The sequence below is a fragment of the Methylobacterium mesophilicum genome (genome assembly GCF_022179445.1).
In the GTDB taxonomy this organism is placed as follows: Bacteria; Pseudomonadota; Alphaproteobacteria; order Rhizobiales; family Beijerinckiaceae; genus Methylobacterium; species Methylobacterium mesophilicum.
Map to the genome: position 1 here is coordinate 20956 of NZ_BPQU01000022.1, position 15709 is coordinate 36664.

Sequence of the window (15709 nt, forward strand, 5' to 3'; positions counted from 1 at the left end):
ACGACGACAGATGGTGATGGGACAGGAGGAGCTGGTCTTCCTGCCGCTCGGCGGCGTGGGCGAGATCGGGATGAATGCGGCCCTCTACGGGTTCGGTCCGGAGAAGGGCCGGAAGTGGATCATGGTCGATTGCGGCATGGGCTTCGCCGGCGAAGAGCAGATGCCGGGGATCGACCTGATGTTCCCCGACCTCTCCTTCATCGAGGAGCGGCGGAAGGACCTGCTGGGGATCTTCATCACCCACGCGCACGAGGACCATATCGGGGCGATCTCGGAGCTGTGGCCGCGCCTCAAGGTGCCGGTCTACGCGACCCGCTTCGCCAAGAACCTGCTGGAGACCCGCCGCCTCTCGGAGCCCGGCGCCCCGAAGGTGGAGCTGCGCGAGGTGAAGCCCGGCCGCCGGGTGACGGTCGGCCCGTTCGAACTCGAATACGTGCCGGTCTCGCACTCGATCCCCGAGTCGAACGCCATCGCGATCCGCACCGCCGCGGGCCTCGTGGTCCATACCGGCGACTGGAAGATCGACCCGACCCCCGTGGCCGGCGAGATCACCTCGCCCGAGGCGTTCACGGCGCTCGGCGACGAGGGCATCCTGGCGCTCGTCTGCGACTCCACCAACGTGGTGCGCGAGGGCTTCTCGCCGAGCGAGCGGGAGGTCGCCGCCACCCTTAAGACGCTGATCGCGGATTCGCCCCACCGGGTCGCGGTCACGACCTTCGCGTCGAACGTGGCCCGCATCCGGGCCGTGGCCGAGGCGGCCGTGGCCTGCGGCCGCGAGATCGTGGCGGTCGGCCGGGCCATGGACCGGGTGATCGATGTGGCCCGCGAATGCGGCTACCTCGACGGCCTGCCCGAGTTCCGCCGCTCGGATTCCTGGAAGAACCTGCCCCGCGAGCGGGTCGTGGCCCTGCTCACCGGCTCGCAGGGCGAGCCGCGGGCGGCGCTCGCCCGGGTCTCCCGCAAGGACCATCCGGATATCAGCCTGGCTGCCGGCGACCGGGTGATCTTCTCGTCGCGGGCGATCCCCGGCAACGAGCGCGACGTCGGCTCGATCATCAACGACCTGATCGAGCAGGGCGTCGAGGTGATCACCGACCGGACCGAGCTGGTCCACGTCTCCGGCCACCCGAGGCGGGACGAGATGGTCGAGATGTACAAGTGGACCCGGCCGGGCACGTCCATTCCGGTCCACGGCGAGGCGCTGCACCTCGACGAGCACGCCCGCTTCGCCCGGGCCCAGGGTGTCCAGAACGTCGTCAAGGCCCGCAACGGCAGCCTCGTCCGCCTGAGCCCCGGCAAGCCCGAGGTGATCGACCACGTGAAGGCCGGCCGCCTGTTCAAGGACGGCAACGTCCTGATCGACGAGAAGGACCGGGCGATCCCCGAGCGGCGCAAGCTCATGCAGGCCGGCCTGGTCTCGGTGGCCATCGCCATCGACGAGGACGGCGTCGTGCTGGGTGACCCGGCGGTGGACATCATCGGCCTGCCCAATCGCGGCCGCGCCGGCGAGCCCTTGATCGAGACGGTGGTCGATGCGGTCTCGCGAACCCTCTCGGGGATGTCGCGCGGCAAGCTCAAGGACTCGGAGGGCGTCGAGAAGGCGGTCGACCGGGCCGTGCGCACCGCCGTCAACGAGGTCTGGGGCAAGAAGCCGGCCTGCCACGTGCAGGTGGTGGAAGTCTGAGCGGTCATCCCGAAAGGCCGGTTCCGGCTTTCGGAAAACGATGACGCGCAACCAAAGACCGAGCGCATCGTCCGGGTTCTGATATCCAGGACGACGCGCTAGGATAAAAGAACGAGACGACGGACCACGGCAGGTCCCACCCAATCCCCTCATCCTGAGGTGCCCGGCGATCGGAGATCGCTGGGCCTCGAAGGAGCCCTCCAGCCGGCCGCGCGATCCCTGGAGGTCTCCTTCGAGGTTGCTGCGCAGCACCTCAGGATGAGGTCGGCATGAGGGAGACGCGGGACCTACCGATCGGAGCGTCAACGGGAGGAACCAAACAATGATCGGTCGGCTCAATCACGTGGCCATCGCCGTGCAGGATCTCGAGGCGGCCTGCGCCGTGTACCGCGACACCCTGGGCGCGACGATCACGCCGCCCCTGCCGCAGCCCGAGCACGGGGTCACGGTGGTGTTCGTCGAGCTTCCCAACAGCAAGATCGAGCTGATGGCGCCCCTGGGCGAGGGATCCCCGATCGAGGCCTTCGTGGCCCGCAACCCGGGCGGCGGCGTCCACCATGTCTGCTACGAGGTCGACGACATCCTGGCCGCCCGCGACCGGCTGAAGGCTCAGGGCGCCCGGGTGCTCGGCACCGGCGAGCCGCGGATCGGCGCCCATGGCAAGCCGGTCCTGTTCCTGCACCCCAAGGACTTCCTCGGCACCCTCGTCGAGCTGGAGCAGGTGTGAACCGGATCCTGACCGCGCTGACCCGCTCCACCCCGGCGACCATGGCCGCCGTCGCGGTGCTGGTGGCCGCCTTCGTGACCGTGGCCGTGAGCCAGTTCCGGCTCACGATCGGCGGGGCGATCGCGCTCTACTTCGTGGTGTGGTGGACACTGCTCTTCGCGGTCCTGCCCCTGCGCAACCAGCCGGAGACCCGGCCCGGGCACGTGGTGCCGGGCCAGGATCTCGGCGCCCCGGCCCGTCCCCGGCTGCGCGAGAAGGCGATCTGGACGACGCTGGTGGCCGGCGTCGCCTTCCTCGCCGCCCTGGCCATATTCCCGCTGACGGGGCTGTAGGGGGCGCGCCGCGGACGCGGCGACCGGTTCGGCGGCAGAGCGCGTTCCGGCGAACATTTCGAGCGTACGGGCAGCGGCCCCGAACCTCCGGACCTCCCTGTCCGCCGAGAGGCGGCGACGTCACGCATCGCCTTCCGCGAAGTGCACCCTCGCGGCTCCGGCCTAGGCAGGTCGGAGGCAGCGCGCGCTCGTGCGGGAGAACGGACCCGCGCAGATCTCGGCCGGCGCCTGGGTCCCCGCGTCCCGTGTGGCTGGAGCGTCCTGGGCCATGCCCCCGGCTCCGCGGGCGCATGAGGACCAGGACACGCGTGCGGACGCGGCACGACGAACGTAGCGACGGACAAAGGCCCGCAAGCACCGGCGGCCGGCGGATCCGGCCACCGGCGTAAAACAACGGTGATCGGGCAGCACACGCCCTGGGCCGATCCCTCGCCAAGGAATAAAAAAACGTCTACACGGCCGCTCCCCGAACACGCCGACATGACGACGCTTACCTGCCGCGTATGCAGGACTGAGCCCGGAGAGCCTGAACCATGCCGATTCTCACCTTCCCCGACGGCAACACGCGGGAGGTCGCCGCCGGCACCACCGGCCGCAGCGTGGTCGAGGGCATTGCCAAGTCGCTGGCCAAGCGGACCGTCGCCATGGCGCTCGACGGCACGGTCGCCGACCTCGACGATCCGATCGCCCGGGATGCCCGCATCGAGTTCCTGGACCGGACCGACCCGCGCAGCCTTGAGCTGATCCGCCACGATTGCGCGCACGTGCTGGCCGAGGCCGTCCAGAGCCTCTGGCCGGAGACGCAGGTGACGATCGGCCCGGTGATCGAGAACGGGTTCTACTACGACTTCTACCGCGAGACCCCGTTCACGCCGGAGGACTTCCCGAAGATCGAGGCGAAGATGCGCGAGATCATTTCGCGCGATGCGCCCTTCACCAAGGAAGTCTGGAAACGCGAGGACGTGCGCGCGCTGTTCGAGGGCAAGCAGGAGAAATTCAAGGTCGAGCTGGTCGACGCGATCCCGCCGGGCGAGGACCTGAAGATCTACCGGCAGGGCGATTGGTTCGACCTGTGCCGCGGCCCGCACATGACCTCGACCGCCAAGGTCGGCACCGCCTTCAAGCTGATGAAGGTCGCGGGCGCCTACTGGCGGGGCGATTCGAACAACCCGATGCTGACGCGCATCTACGGGACCGCCTGGGCCGCCCAAGCCGACCTCGACGACTACCTGCACCGCCTCGAGGAGGCCGAGCGCCGCGACCACCGCCGCCTCGGCCGGGAGATGGACCTGTTCCACTTCCAGGAGGAGGGGCCGGGCGTCGTGTTCTGGCACGCCAAGGGCTGGACGATCTTCCAGGAGCTGATCGCCTACATGCGCCGCCGGCTGCGGGGCGACTACGCCGAGGTCAACGCCCCGCAGATCCTCGACAAGGCGCTGTGGGAGACCTCCGGTCACTGGGGCTGGTACCGGGAGAACATGTTCGCCGCGCAGTCGGCGGGCGACGAGGCCGAGGACAAGCGCTGGTTCGCCCTCAAGCCGATGAACTGTCCGGGCCACGTGCAGATCTTCAAGCACGGGTTGAAATCCTACCGGGACCTGCCCCTGCGGCTCGCCGAGTTCGGCGTGGTCCACCGCTACGAGCCGTCGGGCGCCATGCACGGGCTGATGCGCGTGCGCGGCTTCACGCAGGACGACGCCCACGTGTTCTGCACCGAGGACCAGCTCGCCGACGAGTGCCTGAAGATCAACGACCTGATCCTCTCGACCTACGCGGATTTCGGCTTCGACCAGATCGTCGTGAAGCTCTCGACCCGGCCCGAGAAGCGCGTCGGCTCCGACGCGCTCTGGGACCACGCCGAGGACGTGATGACCCGGGTTCTGACGCAGATCGAGGCGCAGTCGGCCGGCCGGATCCGCACGGAGGTCAACCCGGGGGAGGGCGCGTTCTACGGGCCGAAATTCGAGTACGTGCTCCGCGACGCCATCGGGCGCGACTGGCAATGCGGCACCACCCAGGTGGACTTCAACCTGCCCGAGCGGTTCGGCGCCTTCTACATCGACGCCGACGGCGCCCGGAAGCCGCCCGTGATGGTGCACCGGGCGATCTGCGGCTCGATGGAGCGCTTCACCGGCATCCTGATCGAGCACTTCGCCGGGCACTTCCCGCTCTGGCTGTCCCCGGTCCAGGTGGTGGTGGCGACGATCACGGGCGAGGCCGACGCCTACGCGCATGAGGTGGTGCGCGCCCTGGACCGTGCCGGCCTGCGGGTCGAGGCGGATCTGCGCAACGAGAAGATCAACTACAAGGTCCGGGAGCACTCGCTCGCCAAGGTGCCGGTGCTGCTCGCGCTCGGAAAGCGCGAGGCCGAGGAGCGCACGGTCTCGATCCGCCGGCTCGGCAGCCAGCAGACCCGCTCGCTGCCCCTGACGGAGGCGGTGGCGGCCTTCGTGGCGGAGGCGACCGCCCCGGACCAGCGCCGGGCGCAAGCCGTGGCCGACACGGTCCCGACCAGCGACACCGTCCTCGACGGGCATCACGGCGTCCACGCGACGCCCTGACGTTTGGGGGCGGATGATCGTCGGCCCGCCAAGTTTCGGCCTGCCAAGTTGAAGCGGTGCAGACGGAAGTCCCCACCGATCCCCGCAGCGGGCACCCGCGGGGATCGATCGAGGCCTGCGCAGGCTTGCTCGACCGAGCCGGGCAACTCTAAGTGATCGATGCTGATCGGCCGCAGGCGTCAACGCGTGCGGCTTCCGGAGGGATCGACGCCCCTGTCGCGGAGTTTCGATGCGGATTCCGTTTCGTCAAGGTAGGCGAAAGGAATCCCATTCTAAGTCGCCCCGGTAGCAGTCTTCGGCGGAGCCTCCGGCCATCGAGCGGGAGCCCGGATCCCGCCGGGTGCTTGAAGGGGGTCGCCATGAAGGCGCGGGCGGGCAGGGTTTCGGCGCGGCTGGAACGGCATGAGCGGGCGCCGATCGCCGCCTCCGGGGGCTACGGGTTCCGTCGCGACCGGCGGCTCGGGGCCCGGATCGTCCGGGCCCTGGACAGCCTGCCGCACGGCTTCTGCCTGTTCGATGCCGGCGACTGCCTGGTCTTCGCCAATGCCGGCTACCGGCGGATCTTCGGACAGACGGAAGGGCAGGCGCGGCCCGGCATGCATGCCCGGACCCTCATCGCGCTCAACACGGCCCGGGGCCTCAAGGCCGAGCGGGACCCGGCGCGGATCTGGGCGGAGCGGCGCCGGATCCTGGCCCGGCGCGATCCCGAAACCGTGCTGCAGACGCTCTCGGACGGGCGCCAGCTCGCCCTCACGCTCCAGCCGCAGCCGGATGGCGGCTGGGTCGCCCTCTACGAGGACGTGACCGAGCGCCGGCGGACGGAGGCGCTGCTGCGCCACAGGGCCGATCACGACCCGCTCACCGGCCTGCCCAACCGCTCCCTGTTCGAGACCCGCCTCGACCGGGCGGCGGCCGGGCCGGGCGGCTGCGCCCTGCTGTGCATCGACCTCGACGGCTTCAAGCCGGTCAACGACGTCTACGGCCACGCCGCGGGCGACGCGCTGCTGCGGCAGGTGGCCGAACGGCTCCGGGAAGGTCTCGGCGACCGGGATACCGCGTCCCGCCTCGGCGGCGACGAGTTCGCCCTGCTGCTGGACGACGCCCCGCTCGCGACCGTGCTCGACTCGGCCCACCGCATCCACCGGCGGCTCACCGAACCCTACGATGTCGGGGCCGACCGGCCGGTCCTGATCGGGGCCGCCATCGGCATCGCCTGCGCACCGGTCCACGCCGCCCAGGGGCAAATCCTCGTCACGCAGGCCGACGCGGCGATGTACCAGGCCAAGCGGCTCGGCCATCCCTGCCTGTGGGACGCTTCGCTGCGCCTCGGCTCCGCACCGGCCTCGTGACGCCCGGCGGCCCGGCTCACCGGGCCTTGTCGTGCTCCGCGAGGCCGACGGCCTTGTAATCGTAGGTCGGATAGAATTCGGTGCGGTACGCGCCCCAGGCGGTATCCTCCAGGACGCGGTTGATTTCGCGCAGCCGGGTCGCGGGCAGCCGCAGGACGATGATCTGCCCGATGCCCATGACGACGTTCCAGGACACGACCTCGATGCCGGGCGGCGGGAAGGCCTTGTAGAAGCCCTGCTGGGCCAGCTGCGCGTTCAGTTCGGAAAGCGGACGCGACTGGTCGTGCCGCAAAAAGACCGTGAGCAGGATGGCGTTGTCCGGCGTCGCCGGGGTCGAGCCTGCCTGCGGCGGCGGCGGCGTCTGAGCCATGGCCGGCAGCGCCGTCGTGCCTATCAGCAGCGCAAGCGCCGCCAGACCCGGCCGGATCGCGATCCTCGAGCGTCTCATGCGTTCTCCCCGCCCATCCGAACCGGCGCGAGACCAACGCGGCAGGCCCGCTTTCGTCGCAGCACGGTCGGCCGGCGGCCCGGGCGTTCAGTCCGGCTCGACATCGTAGGACAGGCGCAGCCGCAGGCGGACGGCGCCCTGCTCGTCCCGGACGGCGATCACGTAATCCTGCCGCACCTGCGGGTCCGAGAGCCCCTGCGCGATCCGGGTCATCATGCGCACCGCCTGGGCCTGCGCGGCGGCGAGATCGGGCAGGTCGAAGCCCGTCTGGTCGCGAACCAGGTTCGCACCATCGTGGAGATCGATGAAGTATCGGGGCACGGATATAGGCTCTGAAGACGCGATCGCGCGCCATCATCGTGCTACGTTGTTTCTACGTAGTGTCCAGGGGGCGAAAGATGCATTTCGCGTCCGTCGTATACCTGCCGTGGTTCAGGCCTCGGCGACGCGCCTCAACCGCCCTGGAGGCTCTCGGCGAAGTCTTCCGGCACCTCGCCGAACTGGCCGAGGATCGTTACGCCCTCGAGTTCGCCGGTCTCGTCGTCGGCGACCACCTTCAGCGCCGCCGCACCGGGCATCCGGGCGGCCAGCGCCTCGGCCTTCTTGAGCGCGCCGAACTCGCTCTGGGCGGGCTCCTGCCGGGCCGGCCTCAGCCGCTTCCGATGCAGCTCGAACGGCTGCACCACGAATGTCGTCTTCATCGCCATCCACCACCTTTGAAGCACGCGGCGCGGTTGCGATAGGGCGTCCACCCGAAAGATGGCCGCGGGCGTGCCCGGGCGACGACGCGTCCGGCGATCCCCGGTCAGAGGCTGCGGGTCGTGACGCCGAGCGCCAGCAGCAGGTAGGCCCCGATGAAGAACCATTGCCGGTGCGCCACCACCGTCCGCCCGACCATCGGGATGCGGGTGTAGAGGCTGGCGACGGCAAGGCCGATCAGCACGGCCGAGACCAGGAAGGTGAGCAGGCGCGGGGCGGACAGCGTGGGCATGGCCCATGCTCGCGCCGGGACGGTTACCGGCCCGTTACCGGTCGAGCCCCGGAATGCGGGGCCGGTCCGGCGTGAGCGGGCCGGTGGAGCCCGGCAGCAGCCCGACCTGGGCCAGCCACAGCGCCATGATCGCCCCCGCGATCAGGGTCGCCAGCGAGGCCAGCCGGCCGGTCCAGCGCCGGGTGATGATCATGACGGCCAGGACGACCAGAAGGGCGAGGAGGAGAGCGAGCAGGAGCATGGCTGGCCCATGCCACGGCCGCGCCCGCGCGTCACCGCGGCGACCACCGCCTTTCGAAGACTAATCGCCTTGAAGTTGAGAATATCGTGGCGTCCCGATCATGAAAGGTGCGGAGTCGGGGAGGGGGTGCGCTGATATTTCCGGGTGATCGCGGCTTTGCCCCGACCATGACGCCCGATCCCCCCGCGCGCCATCGTACAGGTCCAGGCTTGGTCGCAGCGTCGGAAGCACAATCCTCCTCACACACACGCCGTGTCGCGCCCCTCGCCGGCAGGCCATCGCCGAGATGCTGCGGAGGCCTGACAACTTCCCCTGGTCCAACGATCACTGTGTTCAAGCAAGAAAGTCCACGCCTGCGTCGACAAAGCATGCGATGCTACGCTCGGGTCGGCGGACGCATCATCGGGTCTTCGCCCAAACGGCGCGAATCACGGGACGGACCCGGAATCCGTATAATCTCAGACGCGGCAAACGATTGGGCGCGGGCCGGAAACACTGGTGCAATGATTTTCGAAATCTGCAGACCGTCAGGATAGTTCACCTGACGGTTGTGCCAGAATTCCCTACCCGGGGGCGCGAGCATGCACAGCGATCATGTCCGTTACGCACCCAGCAGAACAATTTTGTAACTTGCATTCGGGTGGAAGAAGTAGCAAATCGCGTGTGAGGGGTACATCGGGAACCATGAAGTGACAGAAGAAGCGATTGTGCACACGCCTGACCTTATCGGCTTGGCGGGCGACGTCGTCGCCGCCTACGTGTCGAACAACCCAGTTCCGGCGAGCGAGCTGCCGGCCCTGATCGCCCGGGTGCACGGCGCGATCGCAGGTCTCGCCTCCGGGACGAGCGCGGCCGCAGCCGGCGCCGAGGCGCCCGTGGCCGTCGACAAGCCGAGCGCGGCCCAGATCCGCAAGTCGGTCCAGCATGACGGGATCGTCAGCTTCATCGACGGCAAGACCTACAAGACGCTGAAGCGCCACCTGACCGCCAACGGCCTCAGCCCGCAGAGCTACCGCGAGCGCTACGGCCTGCCCACGGACTACCCGATGGTCGCCCCGAGCTACGCCGAGCAGCGCTCCGCCCTCGCCAAGGCGATCGGCCTGGGCCAGCCCGGTGCCATGGCCGACCGCGAGCGCAAGGGTCGCAAGGCGGCCTGATCGACAGCGACCTCGACGCCTCCGGCGGCGGATGCCGCCGAGGTCGTCCCGGCCACGTACGACCGGTGCGCACGCCCTCCGGATCCCTCATCCGTCGACCGCGTGCCACCTTCGACGATCCCGGACTGCCACGTCGAACGGTCCGGCCCGTGATCGTTGCCCCGCAGCCACACATGTCTGCGACGTGGCCCGACACGGACAAGCTGCCACACTCTGCACAAAGCTGATGCCCACCCCGGTTCCTGAGAAGAACGGGTGCGGGGTCGAAGCATGATGAAGCGTGAGCAGACGAACTCCGTGGTGGCCTTCCCGGCGCATATCGCGCCGACCGTGGCCGACGAGGACACCGCTTCGGTGATCGCCGTGCTGCAGGAGCAGCTCGCCCTCGCCCGCGAGGGGCGGCTGCGCTCGGTGGCGGTCGTCTCGGTCTCGACCGATGGCGAGGCGATCGGCACGCAATGGTCGTGCAAGGGCGCCGACATCTCCAGCCTGATCGGCAAGCTGACCGTGCTGACCCACGACATGATGTCGGCCCGGAAATAATCGGCCCGCTATTTTTTGGCCCGCAGGCAGTTGGCCAGACAGTCGCTGGCCGGAAAGTCTTCGGTTCGCACGCGGTCGGCGCATCGAGGCGTGGGGTCTATCCGGTCTTCCCGGGGGCCGGCCCGCCGGGGACGTACAGGTCCGCTCGCGCGCGCCATCGAGCACGGCATAGGAAGAACCGGGCCTGCGTGCCCGCGATCCGATGCCGCTTCGCCGAGTCTCGGGCCCGGGGGGCATCCGGGAGCGGCAGCCCTATCTCTGTGTCGCGGGGTCGGCGCAGCATGCGCTACGTCGTTCCCCAGCCCACAGAGGATCCACCCGCCGATGAGACGCGTTCTGCTCGCCGCCGTGCTGGCCGCGTGGACCCTGCCGTCCGCACCCGCGATGGCCGAGGACGACAAGCGCACCGAGACCATCGAGGGCCTGGTGCGGATCATCGGCGCCCAGGCCGGCATCGTCCTGTATTGCCGCAAGATCTACACCGTGGACGACACGGTGTCCGAGGGCCTGTCCCGGACGGTCCGGAGGGCCCTCGACGCGGCCCTCGGCCGTCGAAAGGCTCAGACCGCCATCGCGGAGGAAGGCCAACGCGTCGCCAAGACCATCGCGGAGGTCGGAGCGGACCAATGGTGCGCCGACCAGCGGGACATCCTCAACACGGACGGCGTCCGGGTCTTCGTCGACTGAGCTGCCCGGCCCGCCTCCGTCACGGAAAGGAGCTTCCACGTTTTCCCCTGGCCTATCCGCCGCGGGTGTCAGATGAGGCAGCGCGATCCTCCGTCGTTCTGCAGTGCAGAACAGATTCCGGCCTTGTTCCCACTTGGAACGTCTGTCATGTTTCGACGGTGGACGTCCCGAAAGCAGATCACGCCGGCTGCGGACGTCCTGACAAGAGCCCAAAGGGCCAGCAAGCCGGCGTCGGAGGAACACGCCATGTCCACACCGATCACCATCGCCGTCGCCCTCATCGTGTGCGGCGTCGCGGTCACCGCCTTCGCCTTCACCCGCGCCCCCCGGTCGAAGGACTTCGCGGGCTGGGACGTGATGTTCATGAGCGGGATCGGCGCCGTCGCGCTCGGGTTCCTGGCGACGCTGGTCGGGGTGGTCACCGGATAGTGAGGCCACGCGCCGTCCTTTGAGGGCGGACGCGGACAATCCGATGCATTTCCGGAACCGGTTCTGAACCCGGCGCGCCGATCGTGCGCGCTTCGCAGTTCACGAGACGGCAATGCTTGATCGACGGCGCGCCCCGCGCACGATGCTGAACGAGACCGGCAGCATCTCCATCGACGAGCATCGCAGCCTGCCGTGCATCGTCTACGATCGCTCGCTGAGCGGCGTCCGCGTCGCCCTTCCGGACGCCGAGATCGTTCCGGAGCGCTTCGTGCTCAACATCGACGCGAGCAACGAGATCCTCGTCTGCCGCTCCGTGTGGCGCAAGGCGGAGGAGATCGGCGCGACGACCAACGAGCCGGAGCCCGAGCGGCCGAGCCTCCGTCGGACGCCGGCCTGAGCGTCCTCCGGCCGGCGCGCGTCAGCCGGAGCGCCGCGCGTTCCAACGGCCGCTGCAGGTGACGATCCCGCCGGTCGACCGCCACGTGCCGCTGCCGGCGCCCTGCGTGTCGAGGCTGCCGTCGATCGGCACCGTGTTCGAGCCGCTGATGATCGTGGCCGAGACGCGACCGCTCGACGAGACGCCGCCGTCGATGTCGACGTCGTCCCCCGGGATCGAGGCGTCGCTGTCCTTGATCTTGACCTGATAGCTCGTCGAGGCCGCGCAGGGCCCTTCGGAGGTCGTCGCCACGATGGTCCAGGCGCCGTCGTAGCGGTTCGGTATCTTGATCTTCTTCGTGCCCGCGAGGGCGGGCGTCAGGACGCCGACGATCAGGGTCGCGGTCAGGATCGGGACAAGGCAACGGGGCACGGGGTCACTCTCGCTCGCGCCGCCGGGACCGACCACGCGGAGACAGAACCGTGAGAGGCCGAAACGGTTGCCTTGGCCCTTCGGCGGGCACCTTCGCGCGTGACGACCGTTCTGTCCGTGCCGGGCCCGCCGCACGCGGGGCGCGGCATCGCCTCCGGGGGACCCGCCATGCCTGATCCGAGATCGCCCAGCGCCGACGAGGCGCCCGAGCCCGCGCTGCCGCAGGGCCTGCCGATGCCGCCGAATACCGGCGACATGCCGCCGCCGCGGCTGCCGCCGGCCCCGGAGGACGATCCTGCGCCGCCGGCACGGGAGCCGGCGCCGGACATCGACGACGTGACGGGCCTGTGAAGACCGCCGGCCTCGCGCGGGGACCGCGGTCGCTGCGCGTGTGCCTGGGTCTGATCGCTTCGCTGGCGTCGGTGATGGGGGCCGACGCGGCCGAGCCGCTCACCGTCGAACGGCTCAGCGCCGACGGCTGGGAGATCGCCGGCTACACCGGCACCTTCGACAACCGGTCGTCCCTGATCCTGTTTCGGAAGAAGGACACGCAGTACCTAGTTCAGTGCTCGATCCTGTACGACGTGACCCGCAATCCGCGCGTGATCACCAACTGCTACGAGCTGCACTGAGCGGGTCGCGCCGGATCGGGTCGAACTTCGGCGGCCCGCACCCGTTGGCGTCCGACCGCAAGGAACGGACGAACCCATGACCCGTACGACGTTGACGCTCTCGGGCGCCCTGACCCTCCTGCTGGCCGGACCGGCCGCCGCGCAGGTGACCACCGGGGGCGCCGGCAATACCGGAGTCACCGCCCCGCCCACCACGGGCGGCGTCGGAGCCGGCACCGTGGGCAGCGGACCGGGCGCCCCGATCACCACGGGCACGACCGCCAATCCCAGCAACTCCTCCGTCCCGGGCACGACACCGGGGGTGAACATCGGCGGCACGCCGACGAGCGGCCCGCCCGGCACCGGCGGCACCGCGGGCGGCCCGGCCCTCGGCAACCGCTAGATCGTCCCGGGGGGCGGGGCCGGCCTTCCGCCGACGGCGCCGCGAATCGACCCTCGCGCGCCGGGCCGGCTCACTCGCCCCAGTCGATATCCAGGGACCGCTCGAACGCGGCCGCCGACATCTCCTTACCCTTGGGATCGGCGACCACGATCTCCCGGAACCCGCGCCGGACGAGTTCCCAGGTCTTCTCCATGGCCTGCTCGTCGGTCCCGCACGCGAAGGTCATGACGCGGCCGGACGGATCGATCCCCTTGACGGTGAACACGACGCTCTCCTCAAATCCCCCGCCCGCATATAGCGCGGTGCACGCGATACTGCCCACCGACACCGGCGCTCCGGGACCCGTGAGGCCCCGGCGACGTTTCTCCGGACCAGGGAAGCCATGCATGACTGATTCGCGAGAGCCCGCGCGCGTACCGGATCGGACGTTGCCGCCGGCCGACCCGGACTCGGAGACCGGCCCCGCGGAAGTCGAGCCGGGCGCCTCCAACAAGCCCCTGCCGATCAGCGACGACGCGCCCGAGGTCGGGCTGTCGCAGAAGGGCGGCGGCGAGGACGCGATCATCCGGCGCGAGACGGAGATCTGACAGAATCCGGGGTCCCGTCACTCGCCGATCCCTGGACCTTCTCGCTTGTGCAGTGCACAACAGCCATGGCCGCGGCCAGACGTGCGGCCGAAGGAGACCAGTCATGGCGAATATTCCCAGCTTCGAGGTCCCGCCGCAAATGCGCGATCTGGCCGAAACCAGTGTCGAGCAGGCCCGCAAGGCGTTCGGAACGTTCATCGGTTCGGCGCGCCGTGCCACCGATACCCTTCAGGGCTCGACGGACCTGACCCGGACCAATGCGTCCGACATCTACGCCCGCAGCCTCGACTATGCCGAGCAGAACGTCCGTGCGGCGTTCGACCTCGCGCAGAAGCTCGCGGCCGCCAAGTCCTTCCCGGAAGCGATGCAACTCCAGGCCGAATACGTCCGCGAGCGATTCGCCGCGATGCAGTCCCAGGCCAAGGAACTCGGCGGCCTCACGCAGGGCGCGATGCAGCAGGGGGCGGAGCGCGCCAAGGCTGCGATGCAGCAGGGTGTCGACGAGACCCGCAAGGCAGTGAAGCAGGGTCAGGATGCGGCCCAGCAGATGGGCCACGAGACGCAGAACGCCGTCGACCAGGCGTCGCACTAAGCGCACACACCGGGGGACCCGGCCCTTCGGGGCCGTTGCCTCCGGGGCGGGCCGACGATGTTTCCTGTGCCGGCGGCCATCCCGGACGTGGAGTTGCCGATGATGTACGGGGAGGTGGGCCGCCTGACGGACGAGGCCGTCCGGCTCGGCATCCGCCAGGCGGAGAACGCGGCCCTTCTCGCGGTCGCGATACACTATGCCTGGCTCGACCTGTGGCTCGACAGCTACCGTGCGACGGGCGCTGCACTGAATACAGGACCGGAGCAGCGCGCCCGGACCCGTCGCCTGATCGAGCGCGGCGTCTCACCGAGTCTCGCCGCGCAGGACCTGCACCTCGTCTGATAGCCGATCCGCCGAACCGGATCCCGGACCGGCGGATCGCGGCGCGACGACCGAGACGTGCTCAGCGGGCCGTTTCGGCCGAGGCCTGGACCATCGGCCGGACGACGGCCGCCACCGGGCTGCGGCCGGTCTGCATGGCCGACACGGGCTGGGGCGTGGTGGTCAGATCGTGAGCCGAGCGCACCTGCGTGGTCGCGCGGGCCTGGTCGCGATACAGCGGCGGCGTCAGGTGAAGGTCGTCCTGCGCGAAGGCCGGGACGGTGAAGAGGGCGGCAGAGGTGAGCGCCGCCGACGCGAGGATGAGGATCGTGCGCATGGTGCGACTCCGGTTCGATCGCGGGATGCAATCGTTGAGTGCATGAGACCACGGATTTGTGCGTTGCGGTATGCTCATTCCGCATTGCAACATAACGCAGGGCCGGCATGGTTTTGCAGTTTTCGCACCGCCGCCCGAGCGATATCCGTGTTCCGGCGCAGAACGCGCCATGCATTCGGGACAATTGAACTAAATTGCCATCCATAAACTCGAAAATATAAATTGATCACGCGCGAAATTTTATTTCACCGCGCGGGTCCCGGCGGGGGAAGCCTGCAGATCCTTCGGGCAGCCCTGTCGTCCTCGACCGTTCGCGGGCCTCGATCGCCCAACCTGGGACGCGTGCGCTGGCGCGCGCCGGCACCGCGCCGGCCGGGAGTGGGACGAAGAAACTTGAAGCTCCGCCCGGCGGCGTAGAAAAAAGTTCTCCCACTCTTTGGAGTCTCCCCCTTGTGCGCGGTCGGAGACGCGCGACATCTCCTGACGCTGCGTCGGTTCGGAGCCGGATGCTCCGGACCATGATGGGCCGGCCAGGGCGCCGCGTCGCTCGGATCGCGGCGGCGGGCGGACCGCGCAGCGTTCGCGACACGAATCGGCAACACGAACGCCAGGCTCACGTCACATGAGCCGGTTAGACAGGGTTCAATTCTGACGTCATCCGGAGCGCGCCCATGACGCCCGCAGACCTCGACAAGCGTGCCGAGTTGACCGTGTGGCCGAACCGCTCGCTCGGGCGGTCCGCCGAAGGGCGCCCCTACGCGACCCTGCGTGAGGCGCTTGCGGCGGCGGCCGAGGCGATCGCCGTGGGGGACGCACAGCCCTGGATCATCACCGAGGAGGGCGACGTGCTCTCACCGGGCTGGATCCGCGCCAACACCCGATCAAGCGCCCTGCAATGATG

At 69.4% G+C, this 15709-nt stretch carries 25 protein-coding genes; 17 read left to right on the forward strand and 8 right to left on the reverse strand.

Going from position 1 to position 15709, the window contains the following annotated elements; translation table 11 throughout:
- Positions 1-10: 10 nt before the first annotated feature.
- The 5 genes from MFF40_RS19615 (at position 11) to MFF40_RS19635 (ending at position 6653) form a co-directional block, all read left to right on the forward strand.
- Positions 11-1684 carry a ribonuclease J gene (locus MFF40_RS19615; RefSeq protein ID WP_147853852.1) on the forward strand — a complete coding sequence of 558 codons (1674 nt, stop codon included), beginning with the start codon at positions 11-13 and terminating at the stop codon, positions 1682-1684.
- Positions 1685-2006: 322 nt separating this feature from the next.
- Complete coding sequence (gene mce / locus MFF40_RS19620) at positions 2007-2411, forward strand: methylmalonyl-CoA epimerase (protein ID WP_147897374.1); 405 nt, start codon at positions 2007-2009, stop codon at positions 2409-2411.
- A gap of 41 nt (positions 2412-2452) precedes the next feature.
- Complete coding sequence (locus MFF40_RS19625; protein ID WP_147897386.1) at positions 2453-2743, forward strand: DUF1467 family protein; 291 nt, start codon at positions 2453-2455, stop codon at positions 2741-2743.
- Positions 2744-3276: 533 nt separating this feature from the next.
- Positions 3277-5304 (forward strand): threonine--tRNA ligase, encoded by a 2028-nt coding sequence (gene thrS, locus MFF40_RS19630; RefSeq protein ID WP_147853855.1) that lies wholly within the window; start codon positions 3277-3279, stop codon positions 5302-5304.
- Positions 5305-5663: 359 nt separating this feature from the next.
- Entirely contained in the window at positions 5664-6653 is a 990-nt protein-coding gene (locus MFF40_RS19635) for a diguanylate cyclase domain-containing protein (RefSeq protein WP_238261895.1), read from the forward strand.
- A gap of 16 nt (positions 6654-6669) precedes the next feature.
- Here the strand turns inward: MFF40_RS19635 and MFF40_RS19640 are convergent, their stop codons facing one another.
- From MFF40_RS19640 to MFF40_RS19660, 5 genes are all read right to left on the reverse strand, one after another.
- Positions 6670-7101: a hypothetical protein gene (locus MFF40_RS19640; RefSeq protein WP_238261897.1), complete on the reverse strand. Its 432-nt coding sequence runs from the start codon at positions 7099-7101 to the stop codon at positions 6670-6672.
- Positions 7102-7188: 87 nt separating this feature from the next.
- The gene (locus MFF40_RS19645) at positions 7189-7422 is read right to left on the reverse strand and encodes a DUF6894 family protein (RefSeq protein ID WP_147853857.1); all 234 of its coding nucleotides are present in this window, start codon (positions 7420-7422) and stop codon (positions 7189-7191) included.
- A gap of 131 nt (positions 7423-7553) precedes the next feature.
- Complete coding sequence (locus tag MFF40_RS19650) at positions 7554-7808, reverse strand: hypothetical protein (RefSeq protein ID WP_058194295.1); 255 nt, start codon at positions 7806-7808, stop codon at positions 7554-7556.
- A gap of 98 nt (positions 7809-7906) precedes the next feature.
- Positions 7907-8092: a hypothetical protein gene (locus MFF40_RS19655; RefSeq protein WP_147853858.1), complete on the reverse strand. Its 186-nt coding sequence runs from the start codon at positions 8090-8092 to the stop codon at positions 7907-7909.
- Positions 8093-8126: 34 nt separating this feature from the next.
- Positions 8127-8333, reverse strand: coding sequence for a hypothetical protein (locus tag MFF40_RS19660; RefSeq protein ID WP_147853859.1), 207 nt, complete (start codon positions 8331-8333; stop codon positions 8127-8129).
- A 707-nt stretch (positions 8334-9040) separates the two neighbouring features.
- On the opposite strand from MFF40_RS19660, the gene MFF40_RS19665 reads away from it, so the two are divergent.
- The 5 genes from MFF40_RS19665 (at position 9041) to MFF40_RS19685 (ending at position 11546) form a co-directional block, all read left to right on the forward strand.
- A complete protein-coding gene (locus MFF40_RS19665) occupies positions 9041-9490 on the forward strand; it encodes a Ros/MucR family transcriptional regulator (RefSeq protein ID WP_281407996.1) in 450 nt (149 codons plus the stop codon).
- Between the two features lie 273 nt (positions 9491-9763).
- A complete protein-coding gene (locus MFF40_RS19670) occupies positions 9764-10033 on the forward strand; it encodes a hypothetical protein (RefSeq protein ID WP_187277899.1) in 270 nt (89 codons plus the stop codon).
- Between the two features lie 324 nt (positions 10034-10357).
- Entirely contained in the window at positions 10358-10720 is a 363-nt protein-coding gene (locus MFF40_RS19675) for a hypothetical protein (RefSeq protein WP_147857067.1), read from the forward strand.
- A gap of 246 nt (positions 10721-10966) precedes the next feature.
- Entirely contained in the window at positions 10967-11149 is a 183-nt protein-coding gene (locus MFF40_RS19680) for a hypothetical protein (protein ID WP_147857066.1), read from the forward strand.
- A 112-nt stretch (positions 11150-11261) separates the two neighbouring features.
- Entirely contained in the window at positions 11262-11546 is a 285-nt protein-coding gene (locus tag MFF40_RS19685) for a PilZ domain-containing protein (protein WP_147857065.1), read from the forward strand.
- Between the two features lie 21 nt (positions 11547-11567).
- Here the strand turns inward: MFF40_RS19685 and MFF40_RS19690 are convergent, their stop codons facing one another.
- A complete protein-coding gene (locus tag MFF40_RS19690; protein ID WP_147857064.1) occupies positions 11568-11957 on the reverse strand; it encodes a heme utilization protein in 390 nt (129 codons plus the stop codon).
- 168 nt (positions 11958-12125) lie between these two features.
- Between MFF40_RS19690 and MFF40_RS19695 the strand changes: the two genes are divergently transcribed.
- The 3 genes from MFF40_RS19695 to MFF40_RS19705 all read left to right on the forward strand — a co-directional run bounded on the left by MFF40_RS19695 (position 12126) and on the right by MFF40_RS19705 (position 12971).
- A complete protein-coding gene (locus tag MFF40_RS19695) occupies positions 12126-12308 on the forward strand; it encodes a hypothetical protein (protein ID WP_147897379.1) in 183 nt (60 codons plus the stop codon).
- Positions 12305-12589: a hypothetical protein gene (locus tag MFF40_RS19700; RefSeq protein WP_238261899.1), complete on the forward strand. Its 285-nt coding sequence runs from the start codon at positions 12305-12307 to the stop codon at positions 12587-12589. The genes MFF40_RS19695 and MFF40_RS19700 overlap by 4 nt, the downstream gene beginning before the upstream one ends.
- Positions 12590-12665: 76 nt before the next feature.
- The gene (locus MFF40_RS19705) at positions 12666-12971 is read left to right on the forward strand and encodes a hypothetical protein (RefSeq protein ID WP_147897380.1); all 306 of its coding nucleotides are present in this window, start codon (positions 12666-12668) and stop codon (positions 12969-12971) included.
- Between the two features lie 70 nt (positions 12972-13041).
- Here the strand turns inward: MFF40_RS19705 and MFF40_RS19710 are convergent, their stop codons facing one another.
- A complete protein-coding gene (locus tag MFF40_RS19710) occupies positions 13042-13236 on the reverse strand; it encodes a hypothetical protein (RefSeq protein WP_147857078.1) in 195 nt (64 codons plus the stop codon).
- 121 nt (positions 13237-13357) lie between these two features.
- Here MFF40_RS19710 and MFF40_RS19715 point away from each other — a divergent pair, with 121 nt between their 5' ends.
- From MFF40_RS19715 to MFF40_RS19725, 3 genes are all read left to right on the forward strand, one after another.
- On the forward strand, positions 13358-13558 hold the full coding sequence (locus tag MFF40_RS19715; RefSeq protein WP_147857077.1) for a hypothetical protein: 201 nt from the start codon (positions 13358-13360) through the stop codon (positions 13556-13558).
- Positions 13559-13661: 103 nt separating this feature from the next.
- Positions 13662-14150 (forward strand): phasin, encoded by a 489-nt coding sequence (locus MFF40_RS19720; RefSeq protein ID WP_147857076.1) that lies wholly within the window; start codon positions 13662-13664, stop codon positions 14148-14150.
- A gap of 57 nt (positions 14151-14207) precedes the next feature.
- The gene (locus MFF40_RS19725) at positions 14208-14492 is read left to right on the forward strand and encodes a hypothetical protein (protein ID WP_238261902.1); all 285 of its coding nucleotides are present in this window, start codon (positions 14208-14210) and stop codon (positions 14490-14492) included.
- A gap of 61 nt (positions 14493-14553) precedes the next feature.
- Here the strand turns inward: MFF40_RS19725 and MFF40_RS19730 are convergent, their stop codons facing one another.
- On the reverse strand, positions 14554-14808 hold the full coding sequence (locus MFF40_RS19730; protein ID WP_147857075.1) for a hypothetical protein: 255 nt from the start codon (positions 14806-14808) through the stop codon (positions 14554-14556).
- A gap of 671 nt (positions 14809-15479) precedes the next feature.
- On the opposite strand from MFF40_RS19730, the gene MFF40_RS19735 reads away from it, so the two are divergent.
- A complete protein-coding gene (locus tag MFF40_RS19735) occupies positions 15480-15707 on the forward strand; it encodes a hypothetical protein (RefSeq protein WP_147857074.1) in 228 nt (75 codons plus the stop codon).
- Positions 15708-15709: the final 2 nt, after the last annotated feature.

Bases quoted from the DNA above. Each gene is read 5' to 3' on its own strand.
- MFF40_RS19615 (WP_147853852.1), top strand. From the start codon at position 11: ATGGTGATGGGACAGGAGGAGCTGGTCTTCCTGCCGCTCGGCGGCGTG.
- mce (WP_147897374.1), top strand. From the start codon at position 2,007: ATGATCGGTCGGCTCAATCACGTGGCCATCGCCGTGCAGGATCTCGAG.
- MFF40_RS19625 (WP_147897386.1), top strand. From the start codon at position 2,453: ATGGCCGCCGTCGCGGTGCTGGTGGCCGCCTTCGTGACCGTGGCCGTG.
- thrS (WP_147853855.1), top strand. From the start codon at position 3,277: ATGCCGATTCTCACCTTCCCCGACGGCAACACGCGGGAGGTCGCCGCC.
- MFF40_RS19635 (WP_238261895.1), top strand. From the start codon at position 5,664: ATGAAGGCGCGGGCGGGCAGGGTTTCGGCGCGGCTGGAACGGCATGAG.
- MFF40_RS19640 (WP_238261897.1), bottom strand. From the start codon at position 7,101: ATGAGACGCTCGAGGATCGCGATCCGGCCGGGTCTGGCGGCGCTTGCG.
- MFF40_RS19650 (WP_058194295.1), bottom strand. From the start codon at position 7,808: ATGGCGATGAAGACGACATTCGTGGTGCAGCCGTTCGAGCTGCATCGG.
- MFF40_RS19655 (WP_147853858.1), bottom strand. From the start codon at position 8,092: ATGCCCACGCTGTCCGCCCCGCGCCTGCTCACCTTCCTGGTCTCGGCC.
- MFF40_RS19660 (WP_147853859.1), bottom strand. From the start codon at position 8,333: ATGCTCCTGCTCGCTCTCCTCCTCGCCCTTCTGGTCGTCCTGGCCGTC.
- MFF40_RS19670 (WP_187277899.1), top strand. From the start codon at position 9,764: ATGAAGCGTGAGCAGACGAACTCCGTGGTGGCCTTCCCGGCGCATATC.
- MFF40_RS19675 (WP_147857067.1), top strand. From the start codon at position 10,358: ATGAGACGCGTTCTGCTCGCCGCCGTGCTGGCCGCGTGGACCCTGCCG.
- MFF40_RS19680 (WP_147857066.1), top strand. From the start codon at position 10,967: ATGTCCACACCGATCACCATCGCCGTCGCCCTCATCGTGTGCGGCGTC.
- MFF40_RS19685 (WP_147857065.1), top strand. From the start codon at position 11,262: ATGCTTGATCGACGGCGCGCCCCGCGCACGATGCTGAACGAGACCGGC.
- MFF40_RS19695 (WP_147897379.1), top strand. From the start codon at position 12,126: ATGCCTGATCCGAGATCGCCCAGCGCCGACGAGGCGCCCGAGCCCGCG.
- MFF40_RS19705 (WP_147897380.1), top strand. From the start codon at position 12,666: ATGACCCGTACGACGTTGACGCTCTCGGGCGCCCTGACCCTCCTGCTG.
- MFF40_RS19715 (WP_147857077.1), top strand. From the start codon at position 13,358: ATGACTGATTCGCGAGAGCCCGCGCGCGTACCGGATCGGACGTTGCCG.
- MFF40_RS19720 (WP_147857076.1), top strand. From the start codon at position 13,662: ATGGCGAATATTCCCAGCTTCGAGGTCCCGCCGCAAATGCGCGATCTG.
- MFF40_RS19725 (WP_238261902.1), top strand. From the start codon at position 14,208: ATGTTTCCTGTGCCGGCGGCCATCCCGGACGTGGAGTTGCCGATGATG.
- MFF40_RS19730 (WP_147857075.1), bottom strand. From the start codon at position 14,808: ATGCGCACGATCCTCATCCTCGCGTCGGCGGCGCTCACCTCTGCCGCC.
- MFF40_RS19735 (WP_147857074.1), top strand. From the start codon at position 15,480: ATGACGCCCGCAGACCTCGACAAGCGTGCCGAGTTGACCGTGTGGCCG.